The 10564-nt window shown below is 69.8% G+C and carries 9 protein-coding genes and 2 pseudogenes; 7 read left to right on the forward strand and 4 right to left on the reverse strand.

The window, feature by feature from the left end:
- The first annotated feature begins 64 nt into the window (after positions 1–64).
- The 7 genes from KPL57_RS59355 to KPL57_RS59385 all read left to right on the forward strand — a co-directional run bounded on the left by KPL57_RS59355 (position 65) and on the right by KPL57_RS59385 (position 6141).
- Positions 65–361: a hypothetical protein gene (locus KPL57_RS59355; RefSeq protein ID WP_226358800.1), complete on the forward strand. Its 297-nt coding sequence runs from the start codon at positions 65–67 to the stop codon at positions 359–361.
- On the forward strand, positions 358–1611 hold the full coding sequence (locus KPL57_RS59360) for a hypothetical protein (protein ID WP_226358801.1): 1254 nt from the start codon (positions 358–360) through the stop codon (positions 1609–1611). The genes KPL57_RS59355 and KPL57_RS59360 overlap by 4 nt, the downstream gene beginning before the upstream one ends.
- On the forward strand, positions 1608–2861 hold the full coding sequence (locus KPL57_RS59365; RefSeq protein ID WP_226358802.1) for a phage holin family protein: 1254 nt from the start codon (positions 1608–1610) through the stop codon (positions 2859–2861). The genes KPL57_RS59360 and KPL57_RS59365 overlap by 4 nt, the downstream gene beginning before the upstream one ends.
- Positions 2777–3931, forward strand: a complete 1155-nt coding sequence (locus KPL57_RS59370; protein WP_226358803.1) for an FtsK/SpoIIIE domain-containing protein — start codon at positions 2777–2779, stop codon at positions 3929–3931. The genes KPL57_RS59365 and KPL57_RS59370 overlap by 85 nt, the downstream gene beginning before the upstream one ends.
- Positions 3932–4280: 349 nt before the next feature.
- Positions 4281–4550, forward strand: coding sequence for a hypothetical protein (locus KPL57_RS59375; protein WP_226358777.1), 270 nt, complete (start codon positions 4281–4283; stop codon positions 4548–4550).
- On the forward strand, positions 4547–4948 hold the full coding sequence (locus KPL57_RS59380; protein WP_226358778.1) for a hypothetical protein: 402 nt from the start codon (positions 4547–4549) through the stop codon (positions 4946–4948). Before KPL57_RS59375 ends, KPL57_RS59380 begins: the two co-directional genes overlap by 4 nt.
- Positions 4945–6141, forward strand: coding sequence for a DUF3631 domain-containing protein (locus tag KPL57_RS59385; protein ID WP_226358798.1), 1197 nt, complete (start codon positions 4945–4947; stop codon positions 6139–6141). The genes KPL57_RS59380 and KPL57_RS59385 overlap by 4 nt, the downstream gene beginning before the upstream one ends.
- Before the next feature lie 214 nt (positions 6142–6355).
- On the opposite strand, the gene KPL57_RS59390 is transcribed toward KPL57_RS59385, so the two are convergent.
- From KPL57_RS59390 to KPL57_RS71165, 4 genes and pseudogenes are all read right to left on the reverse strand, one after another.
- Positions 6356–6940, reverse strand: a complete 585-nt coding sequence (locus tag KPL57_RS59390; protein ID WP_226351775.1) for a recombinase family protein — start codon at positions 6938–6940, stop codon at positions 6356–6358.
- Between the two features lie 246 nt (positions 6941–7186).
- A pseudogene (locus KPL57_RS73295) lies at positions 7187–8781 on the reverse strand (transposase).
- A gap of 212 nt (positions 8782–8993) precedes the next feature.
- The gene (locus KPL57_RS59400; protein ID WP_226358804.1) at positions 8994–9701 is read right to left on the reverse strand and encodes a hypothetical protein; all 708 of its coding nucleotides are present in this window, start codon (positions 9699–9701) and stop codon (positions 8994–8996) included.
- A 170-nt stretch (positions 9702–9871) separates the two neighbouring features.
- Positions 9872–10150: pseudogene (locus KPL57_RS71165) on the reverse strand (DUF4158 domain-containing protein); the annotation flags it as partial.
- Positions 10151–10564: the final 414 nt, after the last annotated feature.

The following is a 10564-nucleotide window of genomic DNA, read 5'->3' on the forward strand; positions in this document are numbered from 1 at the left end:
TCCGACCCGACGGCCTGTGGCCGTTTTCCGCTGGCCAGCGGGTCATTTCGGGTGGTGAGGTGGCATGAACGCGCTGTTTCGTCGTGTCGTGGCGGCGGTCCGGGACCGGCTGGTCGAGATCGCCGTCGTCGCCGCCCTAACCGTCGCGGCGGTGTGGCTGACCTGGTGGTTCGCCGCACCGCTCGGCTTCGTAACCGGCTGGTGGGCGGCCGCTGAGCTGCGGCTCTGGCAGGCCCGTCGAGCCGTCCCAGCCTCAACCACCCTGGCCGGACAGGACCCGGGCGACGTCTCCGGCGGCGCTGTGTCGCCTTCTGGGCGGGTTTCGGCTGGTCAGCGGGTTGAGGGGAGGGCCGGAGCATGACCACCACGAACCACTCGTGGGCTGCAACACGGGCGGCGGAGCGGCGTGAGAGCCGCGCTCTGGACGCCCGCCTCGCCCGGGAAGCCGCTGACGCTGCGGCGCAGCGGCGGATCGCCGAGCAGGACGCCCGCCGCGACCGCGACCGGGCCGACCGCGAGAGCGCTGAGCGGCGCCGCACCGAGCAGCGACGAGCCCGCACAGCCGCCCGGGCCGCAGCCCGCACACGCGCCCTGACCTGGTCTTCTGCCCACGTCGTCGAGTTGCTGATCTACCCGATCGCGCTCCTGTCCTTCGCTCTGGCCGCACCCGCGATGGCCGCCTACGGCACCACCATCTACGGCCCGCTCGGCGTGCTCCTGGCCGGGATCACCGAACTCGGCATGTGGGCCTTCGCCCTCGCCATCGTCGCCTCCCGACACCAGACACCGGACCGGCCCGTGGTCGGGTTGCAGGCCGGGGTGGTGCTGTTCTCCCTGGTCGCGGCCTCGATGAACCTCCTCCACGGCCTCGAACAGGGCCTCACCGCCGGGATCGTCATGGCCGTCGTGTCCATCGCAGGCGTCACCGCACACCAGCTCACCCTCGCCGGGGCACCCCGCTCCCGAGCCGAGCGCCGGGACGCCCACCTGACCGCGCTGGTAGAGGCGAAGACCGACCGAGCACGACGCCTCGCCGTCCGCGACGCGGCAGCAACCATCGGCACCGACGGCACCGCCACCGCCCAGCTGACCTACCGGCCCGGGACCTACCAGGTCCACCGACGGGCGCTCGCCGCGACGACCGCCCCGGGACGCCACGGCGCCCCGCCCGTGCCGGGCGGCGAGGGCCGCGCCGACGACTGGGACTGGGCACTCGCCGCCCTCGTCGAAGGCGCGGACTGTGTCGGCTCCCGCCTCACCAACGACTACGACTACGACCTCGACTACCTCGACTCCGACCTCGACGATGATCATGGAGGCGGTGTCGCCGTCCTCAACCGCCGCGACGAGGAGTCGGGTGGGGAGTCGAGGGCTGACCTGCGACAGTCGACCCCACCAAGATCATCGTCGAGGGGCGGAGTCGACCCCGACCATGATCTTGAAACCGGGTCGACTCCCCGCAGCCTGGATGATCTTCGCGACCAGCTCCGGGCCGCCGTCGCCGACGGCCGGGTCGACCCCGGATCGGCCGAGTCCATCCGCCGGACGCTGCGCTGTTCCGCCGCGCGGGCCCGCCAACTCCGCGACGAGACCGCCGGAGGCCCCCGATGAACAACAACGACCACGACACGCGGGGGAAGTCTGGCGGCGCCAGCCCAGACCACCATGCGCGTGAGCTGGCGCCGGTCATCACCCTGCACCACCGCACCGACAACTCCGACACCGAGCCCTCGGTGGTGATCGAGGGCGAGATCGTCGACCACACCTGCGGCCCGCAGACAGACAGCGCCTCGACACCGGGAACCGACGTGGTGGTGTCGCGGCGGGACCTCTACCGCTCCGACCTACACACCGCAGGCCGGAGCGCCCTCGCCGCCGCCACCCACCCCGTCACCGTCACCACAACGAAAGCCCTGGTCAGGAACACGTGGTTCGTGTTCTCCGGCGCCGGAGTCCTCATCCAACGCTGGCGGGACACCCACGGCACCTCCCGCTATGAGCGGCAGATGCGGGCCGCTGAGATCGCCGGGGACCAGGACCGGCTCCTGGAGTGGGAGGCCCGCGACACCGCCGAAAAGCAGCGGCGTCATGGCCGGGTGATGGACTGGATCAACGCGCCCCTGGCGTGGGCGCGTGCTGCGGGGGTCGGCGCGCTGATCGCGCTCGGGATGCTCCTCGCCCTCGGCGCCGTCCTCGCGATCGCGGCGAAGGATGTTTCCCTGGTCATCGCCCCTGTTGCCGGGGTGATCGACGCGGTCGTGATCGCTGGCCCGGCCGTTACGTTCGTGACCGTCTACGCCACCGTGATCGCCACCCTGGCCGGGGCCGGGGCGGTGCTCGGGCTGTGGGCACTCGGCCGGGCCCGCACCACCCCACCCACCTGGACCGCGACTGTCGACGACGACGAGACCAGCACCGGGCGGGGTGTGATCGTCGACGAAAGCGCCGTGGTCAACGCGCTGCGCAACCTCGGCCTGAGCGCCCTGAACAGCAAGTTCAAACACGGCTGGACACCCCGCTGGAACCTCCCACCCGTCCACGACGGGAAGGGCTGGCACTGCCAGTTCCTCCTGCCCGAGGGCGTCACCGTCGAGATGCTCAACAAGCGCAAAGACGTCCTGGCCCACAACCTCCTGAGGTTGCCGGTGGAGGTGTGGCCCACCGAAGCCCGCGACCACCCCGGCATGCTGGACCTGTGGGTCGCCGACCAAGGCCTCACTCACCAAACCGGTCGCGCCCTGGCCGCTGCTGCACGACGGGACCACCGACTACTTCCGTGGTGTCCCCGTCGGCGTCACCCCCCCGCGCTGACCTGGTCAACGGACGGCTGTTCGGCACGAACTGGGGCATCGCCGGGATGATGGGCTCCGGGAAGTCCACCCTGATCATCAACGTCCTCGCCGGAGCCATCCTCGACCCACTCGTCGAGATCGACATCTACTGCATGGCCCACAACGCCGACTACGACCCCTTCGCCCCGGTCGCCCGGACGCTGTTCGTCTCCGACGACCCCGACGAGGTCCCCACCGTCCTCAACGGCCTCAAACAGCTCATGTCCGAGCTGTCCGAACGCGGACGGAAACTGTCCGCAGCAGGCGAACCCAAGCTCACCCGGGCACTCGCCGCCGCCGACCCGTCCATGCGGCCCCGCGTCGTGGTCATCGACGAGTGCCAGGAACTGTTCGTCTCCGACGTCGGCGCCGAAGCCGCCGAGCTGGTCGCCAAGATCGTCGCGAAGGCCCGCAAATACGGGGTGACGTTCCTGTTCGCGACACCAGTCCCGTCGAAAGAGTCCCTGCCTCGGGCGGTGGCGAAAGTCCTGTCGAACCGGGCGTGTTTCGCCATCGCCGATCACCAGGGCAACGACGCGATCCTCGGCACCGGCAAACACACCGCCGGGATCACCGCCACCACCCTGCAACCCATGACCGTGGGCAGCGACGGCACCGTGGACCTCGGGGACCTCGGCACCGCCATGACATCCGGGTTCACCAGCCGGGACGGGCTGATGCGCTGCTTCTACATCCAACGCGGCAACGGCGTCGACGAGCTGACACCGATCGTCGAGCGGGCGGTGAAGCTGCGGGAAGAGGCCGGGCTCGCCACCGGAGCAGCGACCGCCCCGGCACCGCCGCCTCGCCGGGACCTTCTGGAGGACCTGCTCCACGTCCTCACCGAGGCGGGCGCGAAGCGGATGCGCACCCAGGAAGCGCTCGCGCTGCTCGCCGAACTCGACCGCGCCCACTACGGGACCTGGACCTTCGAACGCCTCGCCGACGCACTCCCCGACGGGGCGAAGCCCTACAAGACCGGCGGCACCAAACAGGTCTCCACCGACCGCATCGCAGAAGCCCTCACCGACCGCAACACACCCACCGATCCTGTCACCGACAGTGACGAATGGGGCGAAGGGTCCGACGACCTGAGCTGAGGGACCCCCTCAGGGACCCGGGAGGGACCCAGGGAGTTCTCCCTCCCGGGTCCCCGACGGGTCCCTCCCCAACCTGACCTGCACTGACAGTCACCCAGGGACCCCAGGGACCCACCCCCTCCAGCACCTCTGAAACCCGCAGTTGAGCAGGGACGGGAGCACTTCGGCGCCTCCCTCCCTCCCCTTCGCCATGCCGAAAACAGGAGCCCCCATGACCACACACAGTCACCACTCTCCTGGACTACCGGAACCACCGGCAACACCTGCAGCACCTGACCCGCTCCCGTGTCGAGCCCTGGCAGTCCCGATCCCGCGCCTGCCCCACCCGGATCGGGCCGACGCGCTGGAGGTGATCAGCTTCGTCGACCCGGCCGTGCTGGCCGCCGTCCTCGGACGAGCCCAGCCGACCGCACCGCTGCTCGTCGCCGCCCGCGTGGGCGTGGAGGTCGCCGACCTGCGCCACGCCCGCTGGGTCGCGTTGCGCGACGCCAGCAAGCAGGTCTCGGTCGCCTACACCGCTGCCGGGCTCGCCCGACAGCCGTCCCTCGCGGAGTTGATGCGGCGCCGGTATCCGCCCCACGGCGACCCGGCCCGGTGGGCACGTGGGGACGCGGCATGAGCACCACCGCAGCCCCACAGCTGGTCGTGGGCAAGTCGACCCGGACCACAGCCCGCCCCAGCGGGCGAGGACCGGAAGCGACGCGGCAGCACCGCCCTTCCCCCGCGCACCGGCCGCCCCGGATGTCGCGGCTGGCGGTCCAGGTCGCCGACGGCCGCGAACTCGCCGTCCTCGTCGACGGGCCCTGGCGTGGGCGCTGGTACTGGGCCGACGACCTGGCAGCCATGCAGGACGCGTCTCGCCGCTACCCGGACGGCCATCCGGCCGCCGAGCTCCGCGCCTACGCCCCGACCGAGACCTGGACCGAGCACCCGCACGAGCCCGAGGTGACCGGACGCCTCTGGCGACACCACCCGAGCACCGCACCCGCCGCCACCACCTCCAGGAGGACCGCGTGAACACCCACGACGACCAGGTTCCCGCAGGTCAGGGCGAAGGTTCCGAATCCGGCACCTTCACCCCACCACCGACCAACAGCACCAGTAGCGACGTCGACGGGGCGGTGATCCTCGACGACCTGGAGACCGCGCTGCGCCGCTACGTCGCCCTCCCCTCCGACGCCGCCGTCGTCGGGGTCGTGCTCTGGATCGCCGCCACCCACGCCCAACCCGCCTGGGCCCACGCACCACGCCTGGTCGTGCGGGCACCGGAGAAGCGCTGCGGGAAATCCCGCCTCCTCGACGTCGTCGAAGGCGCCTGCCACCAGCCGTTCATCACCGTCAACGCCACACCGGCAGCGGTCTACCGCTCCATCACCGCCGACCCACCCACGATGCTCGTCGATGAGGCCGACACGATCTTCGGACCCGCAGCCACCGGCCACGAAGACCTCCGCGGACTCCTGAACGCCGGACACCAACGCAACCGGCCCGCCAAGCGCTACGACCTCGCCAAAAACCGCGTCGAGTCGATCTCGACGTTCGCCATGGCAGCGCTGGCCGGGATCGGACGCATGCCCGACACCATCGAAGACCGCGCCATCGTCGTCCAGATGCGCCGCAGAGCCCCCGGAGAACAGGTGGCGCCCTACCGGCACCGACGCGACCGGCCACGCCTCCAGAAGCTCGCTGAGCGGCTGCACAGCTGGCTCCGCAACGACCTATCGGTCTTGGAGGCGGCTGAGCCGGTGATGCCGGTCGAGGACCGGGCCGCTGACACCTGGGAACCACTCATCGCCATCGCCGACCACGCCGGAGGCCACTGGCCCGAACGCGCCCGCCAAGCCATCCTCGCCCTCCAAGAGGACAGTGCCGGGGATGACCGGTCCGAACGCATCCGGCTCCTCGCGGACTGCCATGCGGCGTTCGGGGACGAGCAGGCGTTGCCGACGATGCGGCTGCTCCAGCAGCTCCGGGCTGATCCGGAGGCGCCGTGGGCGGACTACGGGCCACGCGGCGAAGGACTCACCGCCATGCGCCTCGGGAAGCTCCTCGCCGAGTACGACATCCAGTCCACGCAAATGCGGCTCCCTGGGCTCGGGAAGGTCAGGTGCTACCAGCGTGACGTGTTCGGCGACGCGTGGCGGCGCTACACCCCTGATCTGGTCACCGACAGTGCTGAACAAGGAGGCGCGGGGCCAGGCGAGGCATAACCGCTGGTCAGGATGCGGTAAGGGCGGCCTTCGGCTTGCGTGAGCGTGTTGTTCGTTGAGGGGGTGTCCCGGCTTGAGCCGGGACACCCCCTCAAGCCGGGACAGGGAAAAAGCGCATGTGACCTGCTGGAACGCTCAATGTGTCCCGGCTGTCCCGGCTTGCCCCGGCTTGGGGCGCCGGTAAGGGAGTTGTCACCAGCCGCAAACGAGTCGATCATTGCTGGTCAGCGGGTTTATTTTCGGTGAGGTTGCGGTAGAGGGTGGCGCGGCTGACGCCGAACGCGGCTGCGATCTGGTCGGCGGTCTGGCCGGTGTCGAGGGCGGCCTGGGCCGCGGCGAGCTGGTTGGGGTCGAGTTTGCGGGGTCGGCCGGGCAGTTTGCCCGTGGCTGCGGTGGCCTCGCGGGCGTGGGCGGCGCGTTCGCGCATGAACACTCGTTCCATGTGTGCGAACAGCGCCAGTAGCGCGACGGCGAGTTCGGCCATCGGCGAGTCGTCGGTGGTGTCGATCGGGATCGGGTCCTTCAGGGTCTTGATCCCGATGCCCTGCTCGCGCAGCTCGTGCACGACGTTGAGGCATTCGCGCAGATTGCGGCCGAGTCGGTCGAGGTTGGTCGCGATGATCGTGTCGCCGGAGCGGGCGTAGCGGCGCAGCTCGGTGAAGCCGGGCCGGTCGATGGTGGCGCCGGTCTTCTTGTCGGTGTAGATCCGCTCGTCGGGTATGCCGTGGTGGCCCAGGGCGTCGAGCTGTCGTTCGAGGTCCTGGTGTGTGGTCGAGACGCGGGCGTAGCCCAGTTCCATCACGTCACCGTCCTGGCCTGGTCCCGGTCGGCATCCAGGGCGGCGGCGATCCGCGGGTCGGTAATGGCGGACTCGCCGGTCATGATCGTCTCGTTTCCTCCCGCAACTGTCTCATAAGTTTACCATGTGGCCGTGTTTCGAGGCGGTGTTTCGACGTTAGATTGTGAGACAGCGTGACCTGGGGTGATGTCGATGTCCGAACTCGCCTGCACGCTGTCGCGGAACCTTGGTTTCGAGACCGGCCAGTCAGCCGCTGGAGGCGGCGGCGGCCAGGCGAAGACGGGCGTCCATGTTCAGCCGCACCTCGCCGTAGGGCAGCACGTGCGCCCAGAACAGCGGCGTCAGCCCGCGCCGATCCTCAGCGGTGAGCGCGTCGTCCCACTCGGAGCCAGCGAGCAGGTCCTGGATCATCAGGGTGTTCACGTACACCAGGGCGGCCTGCAAGATCCGCAGGCACAGCACGCTCATCTCCTGCTCGTCGCGCCGGTTGGTGGCCAGGTCCCCGCCCTTGCCGTAGAAGATGACCGCGTTGGCCCGATTCCACGACTCGACCACGTTCAGGCCCTCGTGGATCTCTCGCTGGAGTGCCCGGCTGTGCAGGTAACGGGCCAAGAAGATGGTCTTTTGCGCCCGGCCCAGCTCGATCATCGCCTGGTAGGTCGGGTGCGCTGCGTTGGCCTTCATGAATCGCCGCAGGATCGCCTCGGTCGAGGCGGTGCCCACGCGGATCGCGGTGGCGTACTTGAGCATCTGGTCGTACTGCTCAGCGATGCGGTCCCACCGGACCGGGCGGGTCATCGCCGGTGCCAGACCCGGCCAGGCGTCTGGCTCGCCAGCAGCCGGGCGGTACAGCTTGACCTTGTTGATCCGCTTGATCCTCGGCAGCAGGTCGAACCCGAGCAGCTTCGTGATGCCGAACCCGATCTCGGACTGACCATGCGTGTCCACGTAATTGGCCTCGACCTGCATGTCGGTGCCATGCCGGATCGCGCCGTCGACCATCGCGTGCACCTCGGAGGCCGAGCAGTTCAGCCGCTGCGAGTGGATCACCACGGAGCCGCGCTCGACGTGCCAGTAGATCAGCACCCCTCGGCCGCCGTAGCGGGAGTGCCACTCGGTGAAGATGTTCTGGTCGAACGCGCCGAAGTGAGTCGAGTCGCTGGCCCCGTGGATCCGTCGCCCCACAGTGTCTGCTGGCGGGCGGCGAAGGTGGCGTTGGCGATCTCGATCGCGATCTGCCGCGCGGCCTCGGTGCTCAGGTAGCGGCGCCGGGCGTAGCGAATCTCGTCCTCGGAATGCCCGTGCTCGCCGCCGGCGACCGCACGGATGCCGGTGTTGGTGCCGTACCCGTAGATAGCCAGCAGCAACCGCTCGGCCAGCACGTGCTCGGGCAAGGTGCCGCGGTCGGCGACCGAGGTCACCGCCGACAGGCAGCCGGTGCGCAGCACCGCCTCCTTGAGCATGTCGATCAGCGGCACCGTGCCCCACCGGGCCTGCACAGCCTGCTTGAGCCGGCGCAGGTTGCGCGGCTCCGGCGAGGCCTCCAGCGGGGCCAGCTTGACCGCGCCAGCCGCGCGGTCGCTAATCGACAACCAATCGCAGCCCGGCAGGGCGGTGTGCAGGGCCTCCAGCTCGGCGCGCATCTCGGCTTGCAGGTCGGCGATGAACTGGCTGGGGTCCAGCGGCTTGCGCAGCGCCTGGTAGTGCTCGACGCGATGGTCCTCGAAATCGGTCGGAAGGTCTTCGGCCGGGTTGCGCCAGGTGTCCGCGCCGACGACCCAGATTTCCTTGCACCGCAACTGCTCGCGTAGCGCCTGGAAGGTGCACACCTCGTAGACCATGCGCACGACCCGTTGCCGGCGGCGCTTGTCGTCCTTGTAAACCAGCGCCTCCCAGTCCTCGCTCAGGCCGCGATGGACCGGGATGTGCTCGCCGGCCGGGTAGTAGTGCAGGTTCCCGGCGCTGGCGTAGCGGGTGATCAGCTCCAGCGCGTCGAGCACCGGCCGGTGGGTGGTGTTGTTGCTGCGGAACTCCAGCACGTCCAGCAGCTTGATCAGCCCAGTCCGGTAGTGGTTGTGTAGGAGCCCTTCAGCGTGGCCTTCACGGTGCGCTGGTAGGTCGGCCCGGAGGACTTGAACTCCGCGATCAGGTCGGCCAGCACGGCCTGCGGCGCGACCGGGAACACGGTGTCGCGCACGAGCTGGTCGCCGGCGTTCACGGTCGCCTCGGCGACCCGGAACAGCAAGTTCTCCTTGCCGGTGACCCGCTTGAACTCCTTGATCAGCTCCTTGGTCACCCGGACCTCGGCGCGGGCGTTGATCCGGTGCACGGTGGAGATCAGCAGCTCGACCAGCGTGTCGGTGATCTCCCGTTCCCGGCAGTGCAACAACGCCGCCAGCAGGGCCAGCGTCACCTCAGGCGCGTGTCCGCGCAGGTGGCTGGGCGCCTCGACCGCCGCCCGCGCCCGCCAGGCGGCGACCACCTTCGGGGCGATGTCGGCGAACACGCCGGCTGACAGGCCGACCGCCCGTACCGCTTCCAGCTTGGCGATCTCGGTCAACATCGTGTTCAGGCTGACGTTGCCCGGATCGGACCGGATCGAGGCCAGCACCGCCGGCCCGTCACCGTCCCCGCCGGGTTGGCCGTCGTCATCGGCACCGGCCGCGACCAAGGCGAACAGCCGAACGCGCACCGCCTCGGATAAGCGGATCGCCACCCGTGCGAACAGCAGCTCCTCGCCGCGGTGCAGCGCCGAGCGCACGATCCGGTCGACGCGGCCGCCGGTGGGCGGCTCGATACGTTCCTCCCGGCACCGGTCCAGCAGCTGGTCACGGACACGTTCAGCGCCGCGCTCGGTCTGGGTGACGGTGGTGACCAGCCACTCGGTGAGCTTGTCGGCGTCGGCGACGCTGCACTCCCGGACCCCAGTGTCCGGCGAATCTGGCTGCGATGGAACTCGATCGTGCGGCCGGACCAGTCGTAGAACGCCAGCTCGGTCACCGGCACACCGACCTGCCGGGCCACGTAGTCCACAGCGGCGTCGGGGATCTCGCTCCGGCTGCGGGGAAACCGGCCGTGCTCGGTGTAAAAGCGCAGCAACACCGCGAACCCGAGCCGCGTCGCGCCACGCTTGCCGGCCACCATCGCCAGCTCGGCCTCGACCAGCGTCCACCGATCGATCAGTTCGTCCTGACCCAGCTCACGCGCCACGCACGGACGCTACTCCCACCCCCCGGACACCGCCGCGACCAGAGATTCAGGGTCAAGCCCCCAGCGCTCGTTTGCGGCTGATGACACGATCCTTACCGGCACCCCGGCTTGGGGGCCGTTTCGGGACATCCCTCGAAATCTCACTCTGTGCAACTGGCGGCGCGGCGCGCCACGGCGAGCGCCCACTCCCCGTGGCGCCGGGCGTCAGCGAGGAGGCGACCGACGGTGCCGATGCTGTCGCCAGTGCTGACAGCGATCTCTCGGTAGCTGAACCCTGGAGGCGCAGATCCACGGCCCTGGCTCGACGTTGCTTGGCCCGCTGCTCGTAGCGGTCTCGGGGTTCGGCGATCATTTTTGTGACCGTGGAGCGGGATATTCCGAACTCTTCAGCGAGTTCGCGGCCGCTCTTGGTCC

This window comes from Pseudonocardia sp. ICBG601 (assembly GCF_020496245.1).

Excerpts from the sequence above, each read along its gene's own strand:
- KPL57_RS59360 (WP_226358801.1), top strand. The coding sequence starts at position 358 with ATGACCACCACGAACCACTCGTGGGCTGCAACACGGGCGGCGGAGCGG.
- KPL57_RS59390 (WP_226351775.1), bottom strand. The coding sequence starts at position 6,940 with ATGGAACTGGGCTACGCCCGCGTCTCGACCACACACCAGGACCTCGAA.
- KPL57_RS59380 (WP_226358778.1), top strand. The coding sequence starts at position 4,547 with ATGAGCACCACCGCAGCCCCACAGCTGGTCGTGGGCAAGTCGACCCGG.
- KPL57_RS59355 (WP_226358800.1), top strand. The coding sequence starts at position 65 with ATGAACGCGCTGTTTCGTCGTGTCGTGGCGGCGGTCCGGGACCGGCTG.
- KPL57_RS59365 (WP_226358802.1), top strand. The coding sequence starts at position 1,608 with ATGAACAACAACGACCACGACACGCGGGGGAAGTCTGGCGGCGCCAGC.